At 65.6% G+C, this 23,292-nt stretch carries 24 protein-coding genes; 16 read left to right on the plus strand and 8 right to left on the minus strand.

Features of this window, described 5'->3' with window-relative positions; all coding sequences use genetic code 11:
- Window positions 1–50: 50 nt before the first annotated feature.
- Together WC815_13270 and WC815_13275 are read left to right on the plus strand one after the other, a co-directional pair.
- A complete protein-coding gene (locus WC815_13270) occupies window positions 51–1,379 on the plus strand; it encodes an MFS transporter (protein ID MFA5909742.1) in 1,329 nt (442 codons plus the stop codon).
- A 19-nt stretch (window positions 1,380–1,398) separates the two neighbouring features.
- Entirely contained in the window at window positions 1,399–2,727 is a 1,329-nt protein-coding gene (locus tag WC815_13275) for a PQQ-binding-like beta-propeller repeat protein (protein MFA5909743.1), read from the plus strand.
- Window positions 2,728–2,739: 12 nt separating this feature from the next.
- Here the strand turns inward: WC815_13275 and WC815_13280 are convergent, their stop codons facing one another.
- From WC815_13280 to WC815_13295, 4 genes are all read right to left on the minus strand, one after another.
- Window positions 2,740–3,003: a hypothetical protein gene (locus WC815_13280; GenBank protein MFA5909744.1), complete on the minus strand. Its 264-nt coding sequence runs from the start codon at window positions 3,001–3,003 to the stop codon at window positions 2,740–2,742.
- Window positions 3,004–3,208: 205 nt separating this feature from the next.
- Complete coding sequence (locus tag WC815_13285) at window positions 3,209–3,790, minus strand: hypothetical protein (GenBank protein MFA5909745.1); 582 nt, start codon at window positions 3,788–3,790, stop codon at window positions 3,209–3,211.
- A complete protein-coding gene (locus WC815_13290) occupies window positions 3,784–4,083 on the minus strand; it encodes a hypothetical protein (protein ID MFA5909746.1) in 300 nt (99 codons plus the stop codon). The genes WC815_13285 and WC815_13290 overlap by 7 nt, the downstream gene beginning before the upstream one ends.
- Before the next feature lie 46 nt (window positions 4,084–4,129).
- Window positions 4,130–5,290: an acyltransferase family protein gene (locus tag WC815_13295; GenBank protein ID MFA5909747.1), complete on the minus strand. Its 1,161-nt coding sequence runs from the start codon at window positions 5,288–5,290 to the stop codon at window positions 4,130–4,132.
- Between the two features lie 63 nt (window positions 5,291–5,353).
- On the opposite strand from WC815_13295, the gene WC815_13300 reads away from it, so the two are divergent.
- From WC815_13300 to WC815_13320, 5 genes are all read left to right on the plus strand, one after another.
- On the plus strand, window positions 5,354–6,778 hold the full coding sequence (locus WC815_13300; protein MFA5909748.1) for an amidohydrolase family protein: 1,425 nt from the start codon (window positions 5,354–5,356) through the stop codon (window positions 6,776–6,778).
- An 83-nt stretch (window positions 6,779–6,861) separates the two neighbouring features.
- Complete coding sequence (locus WC815_13305) at window positions 6,862–7,755, plus strand: prenyltransferase/squalene oxidase repeat-containing protein (GenBank protein ID MFA5909749.1); 894 nt, start codon at window positions 6,862–6,864, stop codon at window positions 7,753–7,755.
- A 17-nt stretch (window positions 7,756–7,772) separates the two neighbouring features.
- On the plus strand, window positions 7,773–9,314 hold the full coding sequence (locus WC815_13310; protein MFA5909750.1) for a multicopper oxidase domain-containing protein: 1,542 nt from the start codon (window positions 7,773–7,775) through the stop codon (window positions 9,312–9,314).
- A gap of 14 nt (window positions 9,315–9,328) precedes the next feature.
- Window positions 9,329–11,119, plus strand: a complete 1,791-nt coding sequence (locus tag WC815_13315) for an alpha/beta hydrolase-fold protein (protein MFA5909751.1) — start codon at window positions 9,329–9,331, stop codon at window positions 11,117–11,119.
- Between the two features lie 160 nt (window positions 11,120–11,279).
- On the plus strand, window positions 11,280–13,247 hold the full coding sequence (locus tag WC815_13320; GenBank protein ID MFA5909752.1) for a kelch repeat-containing protein: 1,968 nt from the start codon (window positions 11,280–11,282) through the stop codon (window positions 13,245–13,247).
- A gap of 13 nt (window positions 13,248–13,260) precedes the next feature.
- Here the strand turns inward: WC815_13320 and WC815_13325 are convergent, their stop codons facing one another.
- Window positions 13,261–13,491, minus strand: a complete 231-nt coding sequence (locus WC815_13325) for a hypothetical protein (protein MFA5909753.1) — start codon at window positions 13,489–13,491, stop codon at window positions 13,261–13,263.
- A 209-nt stretch (window positions 13,492–13,700) separates the two neighbouring features.
- Between WC815_13325 and WC815_13330 the strand changes: the two genes are divergently transcribed.
- From WC815_13330 to WC815_13350, 5 genes are all read left to right on the plus strand, one after another.
- Window positions 13,701–14,180: a glycine zipper 2TM domain-containing protein gene (locus WC815_13330; protein ID MFA5909754.1), complete on the plus strand. Its 480-nt coding sequence runs from the start codon at window positions 13,701–13,703 to the stop codon at window positions 14,178–14,180.
- A gap of 115 nt (window positions 14,181–14,295) precedes the next feature.
- Window positions 14,296–14,844, plus strand: coding sequence for a protein kinase (locus WC815_13335; protein ID MFA5909755.1), 549 nt, complete (start codon window positions 14,296–14,298; stop codon window positions 14,842–14,844).
- A 99-nt stretch (window positions 14,845–14,943) separates the two neighbouring features.
- Window positions 14,944–16,101 carry a hypothetical protein gene (locus WC815_13340; protein ID MFA5909756.1) on the plus strand — a complete coding sequence of 386 codons (1,158 nt, stop codon included), beginning with the start codon at window positions 14,944–14,946 and terminating at the stop codon, window positions 16,099–16,101.
- A gap of 145 nt (window positions 16,102–16,246) precedes the next feature.
- Window positions 16,247–18,163 (plus strand): M28 family metallopeptidase, encoded by a 1,917-nt coding sequence (locus WC815_13345; protein MFA5909757.1) that lies wholly within the window; start codon window positions 16,247–16,249, stop codon window positions 18,161–18,163.
- Between the two features lie 131 nt (window positions 18,164–18,294).
- Window positions 18,295–18,798: a helix-turn-helix transcriptional regulator gene (locus tag WC815_13350; protein ID MFA5909758.1), complete on the plus strand. Its 504-nt coding sequence runs from the start codon at window positions 18,295–18,297 to the stop codon at window positions 18,796–18,798.
- Window positions 18,799–18,858: 60 nt separating this feature from the next.
- Here the strand turns inward: WC815_13350 and WC815_13355 are convergent, their stop codons facing one another.
- Together WC815_13355 and WC815_13360 are read right to left on the minus strand one after the other, a co-directional pair.
- On the minus strand, window positions 18,859–19,233 hold the full coding sequence (locus tag WC815_13355; protein MFA5909759.1) for a DUF1801 domain-containing protein: 375 nt from the start codon (window positions 19,231–19,233) through the stop codon (window positions 18,859–18,861).
- A gap of 25 nt (window positions 19,234–19,258) precedes the next feature.
- Window positions 19,259–19,459, minus strand: coding sequence for a helix-turn-helix transcriptional regulator (locus WC815_13360; GenBank protein MFA5909760.1), 201 nt, complete (start codon window positions 19,457–19,459; stop codon window positions 19,259–19,261).
- 211 nt (window positions 19,460–19,670) lie between these two features.
- Here WC815_13360 and WC815_13365 point away from each other — a divergent pair, with 211 nt between their 5' ends.
- A complete protein-coding gene (locus WC815_13365) occupies window positions 19,671–20,654 on the plus strand; it encodes an IS1595 family transposase (GenBank protein MFA5909761.1) in 984 nt (327 codons plus the stop codon).
- 196 nt (window positions 20,655–20,850) lie between these two features.
- Here the strand turns inward: WC815_13365 and WC815_13370 are convergent, their stop codons facing one another.
- Complete coding sequence (locus tag WC815_13370; GenBank protein ID MFA5909762.1) at window positions 20,851–21,600, minus strand: hypothetical protein; 750 nt, start codon at window positions 21,598–21,600, stop codon at window positions 20,851–20,853.
- A gap of 69 nt (window positions 21,601–21,669) precedes the next feature.
- Here WC815_13370 and WC815_13375 point away from each other — a divergent pair, with 69 nt between their 5' ends.
- From WC815_13375 to WC815_13385, 3 genes are all read left to right on the plus strand, one after another.
- Window positions 21,670–22,383: a hypothetical protein gene (locus WC815_13375; protein ID MFA5909763.1), complete on the plus strand. Its 714-nt coding sequence runs from the start codon at window positions 21,670–21,672 to the stop codon at window positions 22,381–22,383.
- A 185-nt stretch (window positions 22,384–22,568) separates the two neighbouring features.
- On the plus strand, window positions 22,569–22,814 hold the full coding sequence (locus WC815_13380) for a hypothetical protein (protein ID MFA5909764.1): 246 nt from the start codon (window positions 22,569–22,571) through the stop codon (window positions 22,812–22,814).
- Complete coding sequence (locus WC815_13385; GenBank protein ID MFA5909765.1) at window positions 22,811–23,242, plus strand: TA system VapC family ribonuclease toxin; 432 nt, start codon at window positions 22,811–22,813, stop codon at window positions 23,240–23,242. The genes WC815_13380 and WC815_13385 overlap by 4 nt, the downstream gene beginning before the upstream one ends.
- The last annotated feature ends 50 nt before the right edge of the window (window positions 23,243–23,292 follow it).

Below are 23,292 nucleotides of genomic sequence, written 5' to 3' on the forward strand. Positions count from 1 at the left end.
TACTACGCGGCAACGCGTGGCGTGTCGCCGCTGGCCCCCAAATTAGACGCATGTCCACCACTCGTCCCAACCTGACCCCCTTGCAGTGGCTGATCTGCGGCATCGCCGCCCTCGGCTTCGCCTTCGACATCTACGAAATCCTGATGGCGCCGCTCGTGGTCGGGCCCGCCATCGGCGAGTTGACTGGCGGGCGGCCGGGCACGCCGGGCTTCAACTTCTGGGTCGGGATGTTCTTCTGGGTGCCGGCCCTCGTCGGCGGCGCCTTCGGGCTGCTCGGCGGCTACCTCACCGACCGCTTCGGCCGCCGCCGCGTGTTGGTGTGGAGCATCCTGATCTACGCCTTCTCGGCGATGGCCGCAGGGATGTCCACCAGCATCTGGATGCTGCTCTTCTTCCGCTCGACCACCTACATCGGCGTGTTCGTCGAGTTCGTCGCGGCGGTAGCGTGGATTGCGGAGATCTTTCCCGACGCGAAGCTGCGCGAAGCAGCGCTCGGCTACACGCAGGCGTTCTCGTCGATCGGCGGCATCATGGTCACGGGCGCCTACGCCATCGCGGTGACCTACGCGCAATGGTTTCCGGCCATTCACGGCAGCCACGCGCCGTGGCGCTACACGCTGATCTCCGGCGTCATCCCGGCGCTGCCCTTGATCCTGATCCGGCCCTTCCTGCCGGAATCGCCGGCCTGGCAGCTGAAGAAGGCGGCCGGCACGCTGCGACGCCCGTCGATCGCGGCGCTGTTCACGCCGGAACTGCGGCGCACGACCATCGTGACAACGCTGATGTTCGCGTTTGCGTATGGCGCGGCGTTCGGCGCCATCCAGCAGATGCCGCGCATCGTCCCCGGCCTGGAGGAAGTGCGCGTGCTGGCGCCGCCGCAACAGCAACAGACGGCGAGCCTGGTGCAGGCCTACCAGGAGTTCGGCGGGCTGGCGGGACGCTTCCTGCTCGCGTTCCTGGCGCTGCGGATCTTGTCGCGACGGAAGCTGATTCGAACGTTCCAGATTCCCGGGCTGATCATCATCCCGTTCGTGTTCTTCTATGCCGCGACCAACAGCCTCGAACTGACCAAGTGGGGCATGTTCGCCGCCGGCATCTTCACGGTTGGCCAGCTGAGTTTCTGGGGCAACTACCTGCCGCGCGTGTATCCCACGCACCTGCGTGGCACCGGTGAAGGGTTTGCCGCCAACATCGGCGGCCGCATGCTCGGCACCGGGTTTGCCCTCGTGACGACAACCATGGCGAACTACATGCCAGGCGGCGCGGCCTCAACACGGCTCGCGTATGCCGCCACGATCACCGTGACGTTCGTCTACGCGGCCGGCTTCGTCACCAGCTTCTTCCTCCCGGAACCGAAGGGCGACGAACTGCCCGAGTAGTGATGTGAGGGTGCTTAGAGTGCGTACAGTGCCTACGGTGCCAAGTCTGCTCGCCATCATGTTGCTGGCACTCGAGGCATTCACGTACGCGGAACAGTGGCCGCAGTTTCGCGGCCCTGGCGCGATGGGCGTGGCCGAGTCGCCGCGGCTGCCCGACACGTGGAGCACGACGAAGAACGTCCGCTGGAAGACGACGATTCCCGGCCATGGCTGGTCCTCCCCCATCGTCTGGGGCGATCGCATCTTCGTGACCGCGGTCGTGCCCGCCGCCGAGACCGAGGCGCCGGTGAAGGGCCTCTACTTCGGTGGCGAGCGGCCGGCGCCGAAAGTGGAACACCGGTGGATGGTCTACGCCATCGACTGGAACACCGGCCGGATTGCCTGGCAGCGCGAAGCGCGACGCGGCATGCCGGTGTCGCGGCACCTCAAGAACACCTACGCGTCTGAAACGCCGGTCACCGACGGTCAGCGGGTTTACGTGTCGTTCGGCAACGTCGGCATCTTCGCCTACGACTTCGCCGGCAACCTCGCCTGGTCGGCGCCGGTGGAGCCGCGCCCCACCCACAGCGGATGGGGAACCGCGGCGTCTCCGGTCCTGCACAACGGCCGGCTCTACATCGTCCACGACAACGAGCAACAGTCGTACATCACGGCGCTCGACGCCCGCACCGGCAAGGCGGTGTGGCGGACCGATCGCCAGGAGGCCACCGCCTGGGCCACGCCCTACGTGTGGGAGCACGCCGGCCGCACCGAGATCGTGACGTCGGCCACGGGCGCCATTCGCTCGTACGACCTCGAAGGCAAGCTGCTGTGGCAGCTCGGGCCAATGTCGAGCATCGCCATCCCAACGCCGTTTTCAAAGTTCGGGCTGCTCTACGTCACGTCGGGCTACGTCGGCGACGCCGTGCGTCCCGTGTATGCGATCAAGCCGGGCGCATCGGGCGACATCTCGCTGAAGAAGGGCGAGGCCGGCAACGCGTCGATCGCCTGGTCGTTGCCGCAGGGCGGACCGTACAATCCATCGCCCATCATCTACGGCGACTATTACTACACGCTGTTCGACCGGGGATTCTTCACTTGCCATGACGCGAAGACCGGCAAGGAGATCTACACGAAGGTCCGGCTGGATCCCACGGCCAGCGGCTTCACGGCGTCGCCGTGGGCCTACAACGGCAAGCTGTTCGCGATGAGCGAAGACGGCACGACGTATGTGATCCAGGCCGGACCGGAGTTCAAGGTGATCGGCCAGAACACACTCGACGAGTTCACGATGGCGTCACCGGCCATCGATCGGGACAGCCTGATCATCCGGACGGCGACGTCGCTCTATCGAATCGGCAACCCGTAGAACAGCCGCAGACTAGGTTCTCAATCTGTTAGTTCCGTAGTTGACGATGACCATCTGGTTGCGAGCGTCCCATGAGAAGGCTCGAGCGCCATCCCCACTCATGTTGCCGTTAAGGTCGCAGGCAAACGTCCTTCCCGCGCCCGCCACATCCACCTCGTATTGCTGCGTGGTCGTATTGCCCGTCGGATCTTTCGCGACAATCGTAAGCGTGTTCGTCCCGGTCGTCGCCGGCACCGTGCCGCGAAAGGTGTTGTTCGCATCGACGACGGCCGGCATGCCAGCCATCCCGATGTTATCGCGAGTCTACTCCGAGTTGTTTCCGCAGTGCTGCGTCATCGGTAATGTAGAACACAGGCTCCATCCGGCGGTGTTCTGCTATACCCCCTCAACTGAACTGCTCGGAAAGATGCGGCGGCTGCGACTAGACACGCCATTCGGATCTTAGGCATCCGGTTCCTTCGCGATCCCTGCGGACCCAGGCTCACGCCTGGCGGATGGCGGCTTCTGCCCGCGCGAGGAGGTCGGAGAGGCCAACCCGTTCAGCGCGATCTCGGAGGTAGCTCCGGTCCAGCGCATCACCCTGCACCAGCATGATGCCCAGCACGTCGCGCCACTGGCGGTCAGAGACCTCGTGCCCTTTGCGAAACCAGCGCAGCTTCTGCAGCAGGATGTCCTCGGGCGTGTAGGCGTAGAGATAGTGGTCGGGGTTGGCCGTCACCTGAATCCGCTGCCGCCGATTCATCTGCTCGTCGTCTAGCGGTGACCCGCCCATAACGAAGAGGTCGACCTTGATGGCGCTCGCGCGATGAAACACGTTGACGCTCGAACGCTCGCGAGCGGCTCGCGCGACCGCGTGCTCGTCGACGTCAAACTCGAGACTCAGCCCGGCGACGAGCGCCGCGACATCCGACTCCGCCAGCGCCAACGCGATATCGACATCCAGCGTCGACCGCGGCTCCCCATTCATCGAGCTTGCCAGGGATCCACCGACGAGGTAGCGAAGCCCGCACGTCTCGAGGATCCGGGCGATGCTGATCGCGACGGCAACGGGGTCGCTCAGCACGGGCCGCGGAGGTCAGACACCTGTGCGGCGTCGGGATAGACCCGCCGCGCCGCATCCACTCCGAGCAGGATGGCGGCTAATCGCAAGAAGCACTCGCGCTCTGATGCCTGCGGGTGTCGACGACGTATGCCGGCCAGGGAGAGGTTCACGACCGCGCCAGTGGTATCACTGACGAGTTTCAGCTTCTGGATCGGCGAGAGGCGCCGCCACGCGTCGACCTGGCGCTGCTCGATGTCGGCCGTGGTGTCGGCGGAGAGAATCGCCGCACGGGATGCGGGCGTTGGCTCGGGCACCGGCCCATTATACGGCGCCAGCACGAGGAACCGCTGGCCATCGGCGTCAGAACATCCGCCAGTGCGAGTCAACAGACTTGGTCTGCTTGAAGTCCCGGTAGCGCCGCGTCACCGCGTACAGCGGCCACAGGCTCGCGGCCCAGATCACGTAAACCGTCGGGTAGCCAGTGCCGTCTCGAAACCCGGCGGCGCCGACCAGTGCATAGAGCCATAGGTGGGCCAGGTAGAACGCCATCGGCGCCTGGCCGAACACCTGCAGCCACTGCCCGAGGCGTCCCGCCCGCTCCCGCACGCGATCAAATAGCGCCAGGACAAGAACGTTCACGCCCAGCGTGAGCAGCGTGAAGACCAGCGCGGGCGGGTACTTGATGAGGTTCAGGAACTCGATCCACGAGGTGTCGCGCGGAATCCGAATGTTGCCGAAGCCACCCAGGGCGCGCAGCGTGATCGCCGCGACCAGCGCGGCAAGACCGATCCACGGCAGGCTGGCAAACGCCTTCGCGCGGTCGTGTGCGATCCACCGTCCGAACACCACGCCAAGCGCCGTGATGCCGAACCAGGGAACGACCGGGTACTGCACCCAGATGTGATGGGTCAAGCCTGGAATCAGCAGCAGCCGGGTGAGGAAGCCGTGCGGGATCAACAACCCCTCCGGACCCGGCGTCAACACAGCGCTCGCGGTCAGCGCGGTCACGGCGAGGGCCGCCCACACGATCGTGCGCGCGCGGATGAACGCCGACGCCAGCACCATCGACAGGCCGAGACCGACCAGCACCGTGAAGACGAACATCGGTGGACCGTCACCTGGGATCACGGCATCGGCGCCGATCGGTGACTGGGCGCGGGATGAGATGAGCCCAATCAGCCACGCGGGGATCTCCAGAAAGAAGCTGACGAGGACGAGCAATAGGCCGCGGGTGGCCACGAAGCGCGAGATCCGTCCGGCGCTCCAGCCCTGCCTGCTGCGGGCCTCGACCAGCAGGCTGATGCCGACGCCCATCAGGAAGAAGAAGCCGGGCGCGCAGAAGTGCGTCACGAAGCGCGTGAGAAAGGCGACCGGACTGGCGTAGCGTGTCCACAGGCCGGCCCACATCTCGCCCGAATGGAAGCGGCCGATCATGAAGCTGGCGTGATCGATCGCCATCACGATCATGATCAGGCCGCGGAGACGATCGATTGACTCCAGTCGCGGCGCGGGCTCAGCCACAGGTCACTGAGCGCGGACTATACTACGGCCGGGAATGCGTCCCTCCCCGGGCAGACCGACGATATGACACAACGACTCCTGAGTGCCGCGGCGCTGGCTTCCCTGACGATCGCGGTCGTGACCGCGCAACCTGGACCCGAGCTGTCGGCCGCGGTTCGCGCCTACGTCAAGGTCGACGCACCGGTCATTGCACTCACCCACGTCCGAGTCATCGACGGCACCGGCGCCGCCCCGCGCGAGGATCAGACGCTGATCATCCGCGACGGCAACATCGCCGCCATTGGTGATGCCGCTCGCGTGCCGGTCCCGGACGGCGCGACGACAATCGACCTCACCGGCAAGAGCGTGATGCCAGGGCTGGTGATGGTCCACGAGCACCTCTATTACCCGAACGGTCCCGGCGTGTACGGCCAGTTGGGCGAGAGCTTCTCGCGTCTTTACCTGTCGGGCGGCGTCACCACCATGCGCACGGGTGGCAACGTCAACGGCTTCATGGACCTGAACATGGCCAGGCTGGTGGAGACCGGCCAGAAGCCCGGGCCCGCCATCGACGCGACCGCGCCGTACCTGAACGGGCCGAACACCTTCATCCAGATGCGGACGCTGAAGGGTCCGGAAGACGCGCGTAAGCAGGTTCAATACTGGACCGGCGAAGGCGCCACCTCGCTCAAGACCTACATGCAGATCACGCGCGGCGAGCTGGCCGCCGCCATCAACGAGGCCCATCGTCGCGGCATCAAGGTCACCGGCCACTTGTGCTCGGTGACCTACGGGGAGGCGGCCAACCTCGGCATCGACAACCTCGAGCACGGCTTCTTCGCGGCCACCGACTTCGTGACCGACAAGAAGCCGGACCTCTGCCCCGGCCAGGCCGCCGGCCAGAAGGCCATTGCCGCACTCGACGAGAACGGCGCGCCGTTCAAGGCTCTGGTCAAGACCTTGATCGACAAGAAGGTGGCGCTGACCTCAACGCTGACGGTGTTCGAGACCTTCACGCCCGGACGCCCGAAGCCGCCCGGCCTGGAAGTGCTCACGCCGCAACTGCGCGACCAGTTCGAGCAGGCCTATGCGCGCACGGCGCAGAGCCAGGACTCCATCTACAGCACGCTGTTCGCCAAGGGCATGGCCCTCGAACGCGCGTTCGCCAGGGCCGGTGGAATGCTGCTTGCCGGAACCGACCCGACCGGCGGCGGCGGGGTGATTCCCGGCTTCTCCAACCAGCGGCAGGTGGAGTTACTGGTCGATGCCGGCTTCACGCCGCTCGAGGCCATCTCGATCTCGACGCTGAACGGCGCAAAGTACCTCGGCCGCGATGCGCGCGTCGGCTCGCTGGCCCCGGGCAAGCAGGCCGACCTCGTGGTGATCGGCGGCAACCCGGCCGCGACGATTGCGGATATCCGCAAGGTCGAGACCGTCTTCAAGCAAGGCATTGGCTACGATCCCGCGAAGCTGATCGCGTCGGTCACCGGCCGCGCGGGGCTCTGGTAGCGAACTGAACAGGAGATCAGGAGATCAGAAGGAGCATTAGGTTTCTCCTGATCTTCTAAACTCCTGTTGATAGTCTATTGACGATGTCGTTTCAGGCTCCGACCGGCCCGCCTTCTCCTGTGATCACCAAGGGCGTCGCGTACCTGCGATCCGAATTGCCGAAGTCGCGGAACGCCGATGCGGTCCGCGCGATGCTCGAGGCGAGCGCGCGCGGCTACGACGTCGGCGCCTCGCTGGACGACACCCTGCTGTTCCTGAAACAGCCGTCGCAGTGGGACACGGCGCCCGGCGCAGGCGACAAGGCGCTCGCGCACGTGCAGTTCGCGAGCGCGCTCGCGGCGGCCGAACTCCGCGGCAAGGCGGCGAGCACCGATCTGATGGAAGCGGCGAAGGTGCTGATCGCCGATCAGAATGCCGACGGCTCGTGGACGCTCGACCAGCCAGGCACCGTCGCCTCGGCAGCGGCCTACGGCACGATTCTCGCCACCTGGCTGGCCCGCTCGGCGCTGATCTCCTCGGGCAAGCAGCCCGACGATTTCCCGATCGTGCAAGCGGATCGCTGGATCCGCGGCCTGGCGGCGGAGAGTGTGCTCGAGGCGTCGGCCATCCTGCTGGCGCTGGAACTCTCCGGCGACGTGATGGCCGAGAACCTCCGCCGAACTGCCCTCGGCATCGTGCGGACGGGCCAGGCGGCGGGCGGCGGCTGGGGGGCCACCGCGGATGCGGCGCCGCAGGTGTTCGATACCGCGCTCGCCGTGCTGGCGCTCAGCGCGCTCAACGTCGAGCCGCGGATCGCGCGCTCGACCTACCGCCCCGAAGAGTTGCTGGAAGCCATTGCCAAGGGCAAGGCCTATATCGAATCGCAACAGCGGCCCGATGGCAGCTGGACCGAGACGACGAGGCCCGCCGGGCCGGAGAATTCCGCCCAGCGCATCTCAACCACCGGCTGGGCGCTGCTCGCCGTGCTGGCGCGATAATCAGCCACAATGGGATCATGCGACGACGTGACGCGCTCCACCTGCTCGGCATGGCCCCATTCGCCAATCTGGCGCGGTCTCTCGAGCGGCAAGCCGCGCCGGCCAAGCCCCCCGACGTCGAAATCGTCCTGACGGCCGCCCCGGCCGAGGTCAGCCTGTTGCCTGGTGCGCCGACTCGCGTGCTGCAGTTCCGCGCGAAGCTGGTGCGAGGTCCCGCAGACACCGTGACGGCCGTGCCGGATTCGTACCTGGGGCCGGTGCTTCGCCTCAAGAAGGGCCAGCGCGTCCGCATCCACTTCGAGAACCGGACCGGCGAGTCGTCCATCGTGCACTGGCACGGGCTCGACGTGCCCGAGCGCGCCGACGGCCATCCGCGGCTGGCCGTCGAGCACGGCCGCGACTACACCCACGACTTCGAAGTCACCAATCGCGCGGGCACCTATTGGTATCACCCGCATCCGCACATGCGGACCGCGGCGCAGGTCTACCAGGGCCTCGCCGGTCTGGTGCTGGTTTCCGATCCTGAAGAGGATGCGCTGCAGTTGCCCTCGGGCGCCGGCGAGTTGCTGTGCGTGCTGCAGGACCGGCGCTTCGACGCCAAGAACCAGTTTGTCTACCTGGACGCCGGGCAGATGGGCGGCATGGGCCGGGGCCGCGGCATGATGGGCATGGGCGGCGGCATGGGCCAGATGATGGCAACCATGAACGGCTGGCTGGGCGACAGGATGCTGGTCAGCGGCCGCGTGCAGCCCGCCATCGACGTCGATCGCCGCACCTATCGCGTGCGGCTGCTGAACGGCTCGAATTCCCGCTTCTACAAGCTCGCCTGGAGCGATGAGTCGCCGATCACCGCGATCGGCAACGACGGCGGCCTGTTCGAACGGCCGCGGACGATGCGCACCCTGACCCTGGCGCCTGGCCAGCGCGCCGACGTGCTGCTCGACCTGTCGTCGCACGCCGCCGGCGCCACCGTGCAGCTGCGCAGCGTCGGCTTCCCCGCCGGGCACGCCGGCAGCGTCGGGATGATGGGCGACACGTCGCCCGTGCCGCAAGGCGCGCCGCTCACCCTGATGACGCTGCGGGTGTCGAACCGGCAGGGCCCGCGGGTCGCCGCACCGGCCCGCCTGTCTTCGCTCGACTGGCGCGCGCAGCCCGCCGCGCCCGTGCGGCGCGTGCCGCTGACCTTCATGCAGATGACGTGGCTGCTCGACGGACGCACCTTCGACATGGCCGAGGTCAGCGCCGCCGAAACGGTGAAGGCCGGGTCCACGCAGATCTGGGAGATCGAGAACCAGACCAACCCGATGGGCATGGCGATGGCGCATCCCATCCACGTGCACGGCACGCAGTTCCGCGTGCTGTCGCGCACCGGCGGTTCGGCCAACGCCCTGCGGGACGGCATCCACGATGACGGCTGGACCGACACGGTGCTGGTGTTGCCCGGCGAAACCGTGCGCGCGCAGTTAACCTTCTCGCGCCATCCGGGTCTATACCTGTATCACTGTCACATCCTCGAACACGAAGACATGGGCATGATGCGCAACCTTCGGATTACCTGATCTATGCTTCGGCCATGGGCCGACACTTCCCTGCTCTATTGTTCGCCGTCGCTATCGCCTGGGTCGGCGCGTTGACCACGTTTCCGGCAGCGCAGTCCGGCTCGCTCCGCTTCAGCGTCACGCTCCCCGCCGCCGTTGAAGCTACGGCGGGCAAGCCCGCCAGCCAGGGCGCGGTCGATGGCCGTCTGCTGGTGATGATCGCCAGGGACCCGAAGGCCGGAGAGCCGCGGTTCCAGATCAACGACGGCCCAACCGGCCAGTTGATCTTCGGGATGGACGTCAACGGCGTGAAGCCAGGTGCGTCGGTCACGCTCGATGGGTCGGCCCTTGGCTTCCCGCTGCAGAGCATCAACGACGTTCCCGCCGGCACGTATTCGGTTCAGGCGCTCATCCACAAATACGAGACGTTCAAGCGCGCCGATGGGCACACGGTGAAGCTGCCGATGGACCGTGGCGAGGGCCAGCAGTGGGCGCGCGCGCCCGGCAATCTCTACAGCACGCCGCGGTCCATCACGATTGATCCGAAGAAGAGCGGCACGGTCGCGATCACCCTCGACCAGGTGATCGCGCCGCTGCCGGCACCGGCCGACTCGAAGTACGTGAGGCACGAGCGCATCCAGAGCGAGCGCCTGACGAAGTTCTGGGGCCGGCCCATGCACCTGGGCGCGCACGTGCTCTTGCCCGAGGGCTGGGACACGCACCCCGACGCGAAGTACCCGCTGTTCATCTACCACGGCCACTTCCCCGCCGATCTCGGCAACTGGCGCGATACGCCGGCGGACCCCACGCTCAAGCCGGACTTCGCGGCGCGCTTCAACTGGCCGGGCTACAACCGCACGCAGCAGGAATACGCGTGGCAGTTCTTCAAGGAGTGGACCGGCCCCAACTTTCCGCGTGCCATCGTCATCGAGATCCAGCACGCGAACCCGTTCTACGACGACAGCTACGCGGTGAACTCCGCCAACATCGGCCCCTACGGCGATGCGATTGTCGAAGAACTCCTGCCCTACCTGGAGAAGAAGTATCGCGGTCTGGGCCAGGGCTGGTCGCGCTTCATGTATGGCGGCTCCACCGGCGGCTGGGAAGCGATCGCAGCGCAGGTGAAATATCCCGACGTGTTCAACGGCGCCTACATCGCCTGCCCGGACCCGATCGACTTCCGCGCCTACACCGTCGTCGACATCTACAAGGACAAGAACGCCTACTGGCTGGACGACCCCGCCGCGAAGGAGGGCACGTGGAAGCAGACGCCGCGCCCCGCGCATCGTAACTACCTGGGTCACGTGGACTCGATGGTGTGGGAGCAGAACCGGCTGGAAGAAGTCCTCGGCACCAAGACGCGGTCCGGCGGACAGTGGGACATCTGGGAAGCGGTCTTCTCTCCCGTCGGCCCTGACGGCTATCCGGCGAGAATCTTCGACAAGCGCACCGGCGTGATCGACAAGAAGGTTGCCGAGTACTGGCGCGAGAACTTCGACCTGGTCCACATCCTGAAGCGCGACTGGAACAAGGGCCTCGGCAAGAAGCTCGAGGGCAAGCTGAACATCTACGTCGGCGACATGGATAACTACTACTTGAACAACGCCGTCTACCTCGCGGAACAGTTCCTGGAGACGACCACGGACCCGTACTACGACGGCGAGGTGAAGTACGGCGACCGCGCCGAGCACTGCTGGAACGGCGACCCGACGCGGCCCAACGCGCTGTCGCGCCTGCGCTATCACCAGATGTACATCCCGAAAGGTGTGGAACGCATGCTGAAGACCGCGCCGGCCGGCGCCGACCTCAAGAGCTGGCGCTACTGATCCCAGGGCGGGAGACACCACGACGCTGGCCGACCCCTCGGTGGTCGCGCGGCTCAAAGAGCAGTACGAATCGCAGGAATTAGGGCTGTTTTCGCGCGAGCGCCGGGGTGCATGAACATGCACTACCCAGCGTCGAAGGTGAGCCATACAGTGTGGCTCCATGACGAGCCACTCACGCGCCCTCAAGTTCTTCCTCGCAGCCCTTATCGTCGCCGTGGCGTCGTCGGCGCTGCTGGCCTCCCCCTTCGTCGCCGCCGGCACGCTGACCGTTGACCGGATCGGCCCCACCATCACAGCGCTGGCCGACGGCAAGTACCTGGTCGCTGGCGGCGTGAGCCAGCCAGTTGGCATCCTCGCGACCGCGGAAATCTACGATCCAATCACGCAGACATCGACCCCGACCGGGTCCATGCACGAGGGCCGCATCTATCACGTTGCGGCACGCCTGGCCGATGGCCGCGTGCTGATCGCCGGCGGCGCAAACAGCACCGGTCCGCTGGCGACCGCGGAGATCTTCGACCCGGCGACCGGAATCTTCACCACCACGGCCGCGCCGATGGCCGGTCAGCGACTGGGCGCCACGGCCAACCTGCTCTTGGATGGCCGCGTGCTGGTCGCCGGCGGCAACGATGGCACACCCGATGGCAGCGCCGAACTGTTCAATCCGGCGACCGGGACGTTCGTGTCCGTCGCCAACACGATGAGTGAACTGAGGATCTTGCATTCTTCCGCGCGCCTGGCGGACGGCACGGTGCTCTTGAGCGGCGGTTTTGGGTTGGGCTACTACGGCGGCGCCGACTTGTTCGATCCCGCGACCTCGACGTTTGTGACGGTGGGGTCGATGTCGACAGCCCGGATCAATCACACCATCACGCCGTTGCCTGATGGACGGGCCGTGATCATCGGTGGCGATTCCAATGGGATGGTCGAAGGTGTCCAGTCGAGCGTGGAGGTCTTCGACCCGGCGACCAGGACTTTTGCGCTGGCCGGTGCCCTGCTGGAGGCGCGGACCGCGCACGCGGCCGCGCTGGTGGGCAATGAAATCATGGTGCTCGGCGGGGCCGGCGTCGCCGGTTCCTTGAGCAGCGTCGAGTCCTTTGCCGTGGGACGCGCATCGATTCTGCTGGGTGACATGCTCGAACCGCGCAACGGACACGCGGCCTTTGCCCTCCCCAACAATTCCATCCTCGTGATTGGTGGAGGTGGTGCCGGCGCGGCGGCCCGGACCATCGAGATCCTGCCACCTCCGCCCACCGCTGACGCTGGTCCTGACCAACTGCTCTTCACCGACGGCCTCAACCCGGCGGCTGTCACGTTGACGGGTCTCGGCAGCATTCCGGACGGCTCGCCGTTGACCTACCGATGGACGTCGAACGGCGCGTTTGTCAGCGACCAGGCCATCGCCCAGGTCCAGGTCGGATTGGGAGACATGCAATTCACGCTGACGGTCACCGATCCACGCAACGGTCGTTCGGTGTCCGACACCGTGCGAGTCGTTGCCACGCCGGCGTCACCTGGCACTGTCGGACCCGCGGGTCCGCAAGGTCCGGCGGGCGTGGCCGGTCCACAAGGGCCGGCAGGTCCGCAGGGAGCCACTGGCCCGCAGGGCCCCGCAGGTACGGCTGGACCGGCAGGTCCGGCTGGTCCGGCAGGCTCCGCTGGTCCGGCGGGCGCGCAGGGTCCCCAGGGTTTACAGGGACTGGCGGGTGCACAGGGGTTCCAAGGCCTGCAAGGTCCCGTTGGACCGATGGGACCTGCGGGAACCGGTGTCGCGTTCACCACTCAGTCGATTGCCGGTAGCGGCGTCGTGACCTTGCCCGAGGGGAGCCGCAGCGTCATCGTGATGGTGACCAACGGCGCGTCGCGCGGACGTGACGACGACAGGGACGATCAACGTCCGGGGCCGCAGGCGGTGGTGACGCTGCCGGCAGCATCGAGCGCCGACGGCCGCATGATCGTGGTGCGCCGCATGGACAACCGCGGTCGCGTCAGCGTGCGCCCGCCGAGCGGTGCGATTGTGGGCTGGCGCCAGCGCGACGCGGTGACGCTCGAGCGCCGCTTCGACCAGGTGACGCTCGTCAGCGACGGGTCGGCGTGGGTCGTCCTCGACGCCGGATCCCTGCGGTAGCGCCGGGCGGGACTTACCGGGTAGCGATTGCCAGGAGCTGGGGCGCCAACACGAAGTGTTCGGCGCCCTGGCCCTGGTTCATCACTACCGCCACGGTCACGCCGGTGTCGGGATCGTGCAGCAGCAGGCGGCGGCCCATGCCTGACCCGCCGCTGTGACCGAACTGTGTGCGGTCGAGATACTGATAACTGCGAATGCCGAGGCCGGCGCCGGTGTCACCGGGAATGTTGCCGGCCGCCGGCACGCATCCAGTGCCGAGGCGGCGCGGGCCACAATAAACGGCTCGTCCTTGGATCCGTGCACGCGCGCGTAGAACGCCGGATCTGTCCTCTCCCGGCTTCGGTTTCTTCACCCAAACAGGCCGAAATCGGCCCGGTTTCCGCATAATCGCGCGGCATCTTCTTTGCTACCTCAAGGGGCAGGTCAATCGTGACCACTTGAAAGCAGGTCCCAGTGAACCGCATCAGAACCGCAACCGTAGCCGCGCTCCTGGTCTCGTTCGTCGGCATCGTGCCGGCGCCGGCCATGGCCCAGCGCCAGGATCGCCGCGATCGTTACGAGGACCGATGGGAACGCCAGCACGACAAGCGCGAGCGCAAGGAAGAGCGCCGCGAAGCCCGGCGCGAAGCACGCGCGGATCGCTACGACTCGCAGCGCGACTACTGGGATGCCTCGCGCTATTACCAGCGCGACAATCGCGCCCGTGCGCGTCGCATGACCCGCAACGACCGCGTCTATCGCGGATCGGATAACCGTTATTACTGCAAGCGCGACGATGGCACCACGGGCCTGATCGTGGGCGGCGTCGCCGGCGGCGTGCTTGGCAACGTCATCGCTCCGGGCGGCTCGAAAATCCTCGGCACCATCATCGGCGCCGGCGCCGGTGCGCTGATCGGCCGCGCGATCGACGACGGCGACATGGACTGCCGCTAGCTCTCGACCCAGCGAGGGCGATGAGACTCTCGCGCGTGGGACTCCGGGTGGGGTGATACGCTCTGGTGCCTGCCTGGAGCGTCCGCGGCGCTAGCTGGCTTTCGGTTGCCAGCCCATGCCCAATCACCGCCCGTCGCCGTTGACCGATCACAGCGAGGAAGGCCGCGCCTTCCTGCAGGCGCGGGTCGACGTCGGCGGGGACGTCGAGGTGACCGGCGACAACACGGTGATCGGCACGCCCCAATACATGGCGCCCGAGTCGATCATGAACCCGGACTCAGCGGATGCCCGTTCCGATATCTACGCGCTGGGAGCGGTCGCGTACTACCTCTTGGCGGGCACCGATGTCTTCAACGGCAGGTCGGTGGTCGAACTGTTGAGCCAGCACCTCTCGCAGAAACCAGAGCCACTCTCGGCGAGACGAGGCATCTCGGTGCCGGCGAAGCTCGAGGCCGTCGTGATGTCGTGCCTCGACAAGGACCCCAGCGGCCGTCCGCAGACCGCCGTAGAGCTCCGCGGCCAGATCGATGCGTGCCGCATCGAGCCCTGGGACCGCGCCGCCACGCTCGCCTGGTGGCGCGAACACCCGGCGGTGGCCGAGACCGACGCGGCCATGAACCCGAGCGATGCACGCACGAATGCCGTCGACGGCATTCATCGGTAGGCAAGACACCTACTCGGCGGGGACCCGGCGGCTGGCAGTTACCCCTTGCAGCGGACTGCCGGTCTCGGCTCTACTACGGTTCCGAACCAAGGAGCTGCCATGTCACTGTCACGAGTTCTCGGGATTGCCCTCGCCGCCGGCGCCGCCTTCTTCCTGGCGTCGTGGGACACCAGCACCAACGCGCACGCCCAGGCCAGGCCGGCCGCGGCGAAGGTGGCCAACTTCATCACCGGCGAAGGGCTGCCCAACCCGACGCCGAAGGTCACCCAGAACTGGGGTGAGCTTCCGGCGGGACGGGCGTGGGGTACCACGGCCGGCATCGACATCGATCCCAAGGATGGCCAGGTGTGGGCCTACGAGCGCTGCGGCGCCGGCACGGCCGGCGGCGGGCCGGTGGATTGCGACAACAAGCCGGTCGATCCGGTGTTCAAGTTCGATCGCCACACGGGCAAGGTGCTGGCCAACATCGGCAAGGGCGTGATGGTGACGCCGCATGGCATCCACGTCGACAAGGACGGCAACGTGTGGGTGGCCGACTTCGCCAACAACAAGGAAGGCACCAAGGGCCAGCAGGTGCACAAGTTCAGTCCCAAGGGCGAGAAGCTCTTGAGCCTGGGCATTGCCGGCAAGCCGGGCAACGCCGACGGCCAGTTCGATCAACCAAACGACGTGGTGACGGGACCCGACGGGAGCATCTACGTGTCTGACGGCCACGATGCGCAAGGCATGACCACCACCGCCGCCATTGCCGAGGGGCTCAAGCGTGGCGCCACCTCACGCATCAGCAAGTTCACGCCCGACGGCAAGTTCATCAAGTCGTGGGGCAAGATCGGCGTGCTTCACGGTGAGTTCCGCACGCCGCACGCCATGGTGTTTGACGCGAAGGGCCGGCTGTGGGTGGCCGACCGCGGTAACCACCGGTTGGAGATCTTCGACCAGGACGGCAAATACCTCGAGTCGCGCTACACCTACGGCCGCATCAGCGGCTTCTTCATCAAGAACAACGTCGTCTACGCGATCGATTCGGAGTCGGGCCCGTTGAACCATCCGAACTGGCGCAACGGCGTGCGCATTGGCCCGCTCGATGAGGATCGTATTACCGGGTTCGTGGGCCCCTTCGAGCGCGAAGACCGCGTCTACCAGGGCACGGCGGGAGAGGGCATCGCGGTTGACGCGGATGGCAACATCTACGCGGCGGAAGGGCCGAACTCGATCCGCCAGGCCGGCGGCGCGTTCACCAAGTACTCCGTGAAGTAAGCGCAGCGGGAGACACGGCCGTCCACCATCCGCTGCATCGCCGGATGTCGGTCACGCCTCGGGCGAGGAATAGGGTTGACCACAGTCCCCGTTCAGACCAAGCTGGCCTCGCATCGGGGAGGACCCGGTGTTGGAGGACGACAGGATGCGCGCGTTTTTCGGATTGCGGATTGTTCTTGGCCTCGCCGTGCTGGCGCTGGTCAGCGGCTGCCAGGGTTCAAGCTCACCGCCGGCGCCGCGCGAGGCGTCACTTGATGATCCAGGCGTCCGCACCGCCCTCGATGCGATCAAAGGGGATCTGATCCGGCAGCACATGAGCACGCTGGCCGACGATGCGCTCGAGGGGCGCGGGTTGGGAACGGCTGGATACGACAAGGCCCTCGGCTACGTCGAAAGCACGCTGAAGTCCTATGGCGTCGAGCCCGCGGGCGAGAACGGCGGATTCCGGCAGCGCGTGCCACTCCGGAACAGTTCGGTGGTCGAGGACGCGAGCTTCCTGAAAGTGACGTCGCGGGCTGGTACCAAGACGCTCGCCTACGGCGTCGATTACCTGCTCGGGCCCGATCAGCTGCGCGAGCGCGTCACGATCGAAGACGCGCCCGTGGCGTTTGTCGGCTACGGCGTGAGCGCGCCAGCACTGGGCTACGACGACTACGCGGCCGCCGGCAGCCTGGCGGGCAAGGTGGTGGTGTACCTGAGCGGCGCGCCGGCCAGCTTGCCGAGTAACGAGCGCGCTTACTACTCGTCGGGAACGGTGAAGGACGCCGAGGCCGTGAAGCGCGGGGCCATTGGCACCATCAGCTTCACGTCGCCAGAGGATCCGCGCTTCCGCTGGGACGTCAGCGTCGCCACCAGCAAACAGGGCAGCTTCGCCTGGGTCGATGCGCAGGGCCAGCCGAGCCGCGGCGACGCCGCCTTGCGCGGGTCGGCATCACTGAACCATTCGGGCGCGGCGGCCCTTTTTGCCGGTGCGCCGACGCCGCTCGCGGAGGTTTTTGCCGCCGCGACGGCGAGCAAGCCGCAGGCGTTCGACCTGGCGACGCGTGTCTCGCTCGCCACGACCAGCACTCGCCGGGACATCGAAAGTGCGAACCTGGTAGGACGTGTCCGGGGGAGCGACCCCCAACTCCAGGCCGAGCACGTGGTCTACATCGCCCATGTCGATCACTTCGGGCGCGGCGTCGCGATGAAGGGCGATGACATCTACAACGGCGCCCACGACAACGCCTCCGGGGTGGCGATCGTCCTGGAGATTGCTCATGCCGCGACGGCGCTGCCGACGCGCAGCCGGCGCTCGGCGCTGTTCCTGTTCGTGACGGCCGAAGAGCGGGGCCTGCTGGGCTCCGACTATTTCGCGCGTCACCCGACCGTGCCGCGCGAATCGCTGGTGGCCGACATGACGCTCGACATGCCGTTCCTGTTCCACCCGCTGCTCGACATCGTCCCGTACGGCGCGCAGCACTCCTCGCTGATGGCACCGGTCACGCGGGCGGCGCAGCACCTGGGGATTGGGCTGGCGGAGGATCCTATCCCCGAGCAGGTGCTGTTCATCCGCAGCGACCACTTCAGCTTCGTGCGCCAGGGCATTCCGTCGCTCTTCATCAAGAGTGGATTCAAGACCGGCGACCCGGCACGGGATGGCGGGCAGATCAACGCAACGTATCGCCGCGACGTCTATCACAAGCCGAACGACGACATGACGCAGGCCTTCGACTTCGAGGCCGGCGCGGCGCACGCGCGCCTCAACTTCCTGACCGGCTGGCTCTGGCGCAGGAGACAGCGCGACCCGCGTGGAACCCTGGGGATTTCTTCGGCCAGCTGTTCGGCGGTCCGGCGCCGGCGTCATCGGCGGCGGGTCGCCAGCCACGCTGACGGGGCGGGTGCTGCGCCAGGAGGCCCACCGGTGCCGGCTCGAGACCTGCAACGTGATCAGTGGGAACGAGCACGATCACCGGGGCGGCGGCACGTGGGCCCGCTCTGGTGGGCGACCAGTGCCGCGTGCAGGACAGGCGCATCGCCCCGATTCCAGGGGTTCGCGCGACCGTATAGGAAACACACATAACGTGTAGAAATTGCTGCCGCGATTGGTGGCCATCATCGGCGATGTGGCTGTTCGCCGCCGCAACGGGTCGCAGACACCTTGGCAGCACAATTGCTCTGCAGGAGTCGTCCCCCCCAGGGACTCTCGAGCGAATGCCGTTGAACAGCGAAAGTCTATCCACTGACCCTCGACAGGAATTCTGTCTCGCGCTGAAAGCCGCGCGCGAGCGCAAAGGGCTCACGCTCGACGAGATCGCCGACACGACGAAGATCCCCGCCTTCATGTTTGCCGCCCTGGAACGGTGCGACCTGAGCCGCTGGCCCAAAGGCCTCTTCCGGCGTTCCTTTTTTCGTGACTACGTGCAGATGCTCAGCTTGCCGGTGTCCGCGGCATGCGCGGAGTTCGTCCGGCTGTTTCCCGATGATGAAGGGGTCGCCCCCACCGGGGCAACGGCGCCGGTCTCCGGTCACCAGTCCGCCACTGCCGCGATCTGGAGCCGGATTGCGGACGCGGTCACGCGCGTGTTCGAGCGGATCGGCGAGGGCACGCCTGAGCCGGCGCAAGAGCCGCGAAGGCGGCCATGGATCAGCGACGCCCGCCGCGTCGGGCCCGCGCGCGCGCGACAATTCCGCGTGCGCATCAAGCTGCCGCGGTAGGCCGCCAGGGCTTTCCGCCCAGTCCCCACGCTGACGAAGCCCGTGATGGGGCTCTTGGGGCTACGGTTTCTTCCCTGACCCGTTCAGGACCACCGCGGCCTTCACGAGCGCCCTGAACGCGCCGGCGGCGACCGTCTCACCTTCGCGAATGTCGATCGCCCTTCGCATGTTGCCTTCCAAGCTCGAGTTGAACAGGCGCGAGGGGTCCTTGAGGCTGGCGCCCTGGGCGAACGTGAGCTTCACCACGCTCTTGTAGGTCTCGCCGGTGCAGATGATGCCGTCATGCGACCAGACGGGGACCCCCACCATCCCATTCGACGGCTTCTTCCATTTTCGCTCTTCGATCATCTCGGGGTCGGCCTCCACGATCAGCGCTCGCATGCGGTCGAGCGTTTCCTCGCGCCAGTCGTTCCCTGTCGGTTTCGTCTTGCTCATGGGATCCTCGCCAGCAGGGGTTCAATCACGAGGGTTCGTCCAGGAAGAAGATCGCTTCCACCGGCTGCGCGAACAGCCGCGCCGTTTTCAGCGCCAGTGGCAGACTCGGGTCGTACTTCCCGGTCTCGATCGAGTTGATGGTCTGGCGCGACACGTCGAGGCGGCTCGCCAGGTCGGCCTGCGACCAGTTCTGCTCGGCACGCAAGACCTTGAGGCGATTCTTCATTCGTATCGCCGCTTCGCGCGCCGGAGCCCGGCGAAATAGAGCGCGTGCTTCACGTCGGACCTTGCCTGGTTGATGTGCTTGCCAAGACGCATCAAGCTCATAACGACCTCCTGTTCCAGACAGTAAAGCAAGCATGTCTATATGTCCAGCATGCTGGACACAATATACTTGACGGGGGAACATTGATAGGCTACTCTCCGTAATTATGGGTATGCCGAAGACGTTGCTCGAAGCGGTCAAGTACTTCGAATCCGCCGAAAACTGCCGGGAATACATGGTTTCCCGCCGTTGGCCCAACGGCGTCCGCTGCCCTCAGTGCGGGTCTGAGTCCGTCTACTTCGACTCGTCCCGCAACGGATGGGAGTGCAAGACCCGCCACCCGAAGCGGAAGTTCACCCTCAAGACCGGCACCATTTTCGAGGACTCGGCCCTCGGCCTGGACAAGTGGTTGCCCTGCGTCTGGATCATCGCCAACGCCAAGAACGGCGTGAGCAGCCATGAGATTGCGCGGAGCCTCGGCGTGACGCAGAAGACCGCGTGGTTCATGCTGCAGCGCATTCGGCTGGCCTTGCAGGACGACACCAAGGGCGGCGGCAAGCTCGGTGGCGAAGTCGAAGCGGACGAGACGTTCATCGGCGGCAAGTCGCGCAACATGCACGCCAGCAAGCGCAAGGCGCTGATTGCGTCCTTCCCGGCGAAGCGTGAATACCTGCACGGCCAGCCGGTGATGCCGCTTGCCAACAAGGTCGCCGTGTTCGGCATGCTGGAACGCGGTGCCGATGGCACGTCGCGGGTTCGCACGATGCCGGTCACTGGCACCAAGCGCCACCAGTTGCAGAGCAAGATTCGTGAACACGTCGAGGAAGGCTCGGCGCTCTACACCGATAGCCTCCGGTCGTACCGCAATATGAACGAGTACCAGCATGAGTTCATCGACCACGCCACCGAATACGTGCGTGGCAACGTCCACACGAACGGCATGGAGTCGTACTGGTCGCTCTTGAAGCGTGCGCTGCATGGCACCTACATTTCGGTCGAGCCGTTTCACCTGTTCCGCTACCTCGATGAGCAAGCGTTTCGTTTCAACAACCGCGTCAAGACCGACGCGCAGCGGTTCGCGCTGGCTATCGCTGGCATTGTCGGCAAGCGCCTGACGTATGCCGAGCTGATAGCAGCCGACGCGGGAACCGTCTGACCCGCGCTATTCGGCATCCTCGCGGCCCTCGGGTAACTTCGGGTTCCGTCCCGGCCGCATCGACCGCGGTTTCTCAGCCTTCTTCGCGTTCTCAGCCGCGATCCGCTTATCAACCGTCTCTTTGGAAACGGTCAACAGACGGTCAGTGAGATCGCGGAACGATTGGTATTCCTTAGTTGGCCGTGCCATGGCGCCCCTACTTTCGCTGCCTCTCCAGAACAATCTCACCGCGAGCCGTGGTCAGCCCGACATCGCTTTCTGATGAGCCTTGAAGTACATAAACGTGCATTCCCTTAGCGCGAGGGAGCTTCAGCCTCTGCGGAACGACTGGACAACGGAGCATGTCGTTGCCGCCGTCCTCGACTGGTGTTGGGTTCACCCACGGCCCCTCGATAGCTGCGGAGTTGGATGTAACGTCGAAAATACGGACCCTGGCGGCACCATACTTCCCGCAGTCTCTGGCCCACACTTCCAGCTCTGCGTAAGCATCGATACCTGCCAGTTCGTTCCAGTCGAGTCGGACTTGGTATCCGCCAAACCCTCCGCCGATTGGATGCCATGGGACATCGTTCAGGGCAATCGGCCACTGGTGGTCTGTAAGCCGAAACGTTGGTAATGGACCTGACGATGGGGTCGCGGCAGCCGGCAGCACTTGGATCGGCGGAACATTCACCGTCACTGTTGGCGGCTGTTGCGTTTGACTACGAACCTGCTCGACACCAGTTCCTAAGACGTCAATCTTGGACAGCAACTCCGCCTGTTCACGACCATTCATCCATTGCTGAGTGACAGTCAGAGCCACGCCCACAACGCCAATGGTGATAAACCCCGCCCGATACCAACGCCGCTGTCTCGGAGTCTCGATGGGGTCGACAGTCAACTTGTAGCCCCAGTAGGCGATGAGGGCCTGAAGGCCGCTACTGAGAAGGGTGAGGAGGATGTCCATGCCGGAGCCATGCTAGCGGATCTCCCCCGTCTTGTATAAAGCTTCAAGACGTCGCATAGTTCGGCTCCAATGACCCGAAGATTGATGGTTCTTTCGTGCGCGATTGCTCTTGGTGCGGCCATTTGGTTTTCACCAGGGAATCGCAATTTGAACCAATCCGAGGGCGATCAGGCCCCAGCCCAAGTAGGCAATCCGGCTTTGCGTAGCGATAGCGCGCCAGCCGCTTCCGTAATTAATCAGACAGAGCCCGAGCGCAACGCTCATGAACCACAATCCAATCTTCCGGACTGGATACTGATTGGCGTGACGCTGCTTGGCTTTGGCTTGACGTGGCGACAAATTCAGGACGCGAAGCAAGCCGTGCTCTTGACGGAACGCGCCGACGTGCTCGTCTTTGGAATCACCGCTTCGACTTACCCAGAGCGGCTGAGTCCCGAAACGGTGATGATGGTTGAATTCAAGAACTTCGGAGCAACCAGAGCAGATCAGATCAAATTCACGGCTGCGCTCAACTACGAGGGGATTGTTGGCGAGTCTGACAACTCTAAGATGCCCCCGATAGTCTTGGCTGCTGGAGATAGCCAAGGCATTAAGTTCAGGCCGTTGAGCACCTGCATGACAATCGACACCGGACGGAGAATAAACGCTGGCGAGACTCCGATGACTGTCGAGGCTACTGCGACCTACAGAGACGTATTCGGTATGCCACACAAGACGGTATGCAAGGCGACCTACGACCATCTGGCGCGGTCGTTCCAGATAACCGAAGTGAGTGCAAGCTAGCCCCACCAGCAGAAGGGCTAGCCCGAGAAGGGCTAGGAATTGAAGCAACGCGAAGCCGGACTCAAGGGGAAGGCTCCCCCATGACGTATATTGTGTCCAGCATGCTTTACCTTGATGCTGGGAACGCACGCGAGACCAGGGCGCATGCTCCACGTCCAGCCGTCTCCAATGATATGGTTACCCATATGAAGACGACCATCGAGATTTCGGAGCCGATTCTCGAGGACGCCAAGGACCTGGCGCGGCGCGAGGGGGTGACCCTGCGGCTGCTAGTGGAAGAAGGCCTGCGCGGCGTACTCGCCTCGCGTCATTCCCGCCGGCGGTTTCGGTTGAAGGACGCCGGCTTCGAGGGCCGGGGCCTGCAGGAGGGCGTCGAAGAAGGGCTCTGGGCGGACGTGCGCGACAAGGTCTACGAAGGCCGCGGCGCATGATCGCGGTCGGTACCAACCTGCTCGTCTATGCGCACCGCAAGGACTCACCGTGGCACCACGCGGCGGAGCCGCTGGTGCGTTCGCTCGCGGAAGGCACGGCGCCGTGGGCGATCCCCTGGCCATGCCTCCACGAGTTCCTCGCCATCGTGACGCATCCCCGCATCTACGCGCCGCCGACGCCGCAGCCGGCCGCCCTTGCACAAGTGGACGCCTGGCTGGCGTCACCGACACACGTCTTGTTGGCAGAAGGGCCGGGCTACTGGGCGACGCTCGCCGCCACGCTCAGGGCATCCAAGGTCAGCGGCGCGCAGGTGCACGACGCGCGCGTCGCCGCGCTGTGCGTGCACCATCGGGTATCGGAGTTGTGGTCCGCGGATCGCGACTTCTCGCGCTTCTCCGCCCTCGCCACCCGTAATCCCCTCATTTAGGGTTACTGTTTCGCGCGCACGGTACGCACCGTGCGTTTCAAGTAGTACCA

The sequence above is a fragment of the Vicinamibacterales bacterium genome, assembly GCA_041659285.1.
In the GTDB taxonomy this organism is placed as follows: domain Bacteria; phylum Acidobacteriota; class Vicinamibacteria; order Vicinamibacterales; family UBA2999; genus 12-FULL-67-14b.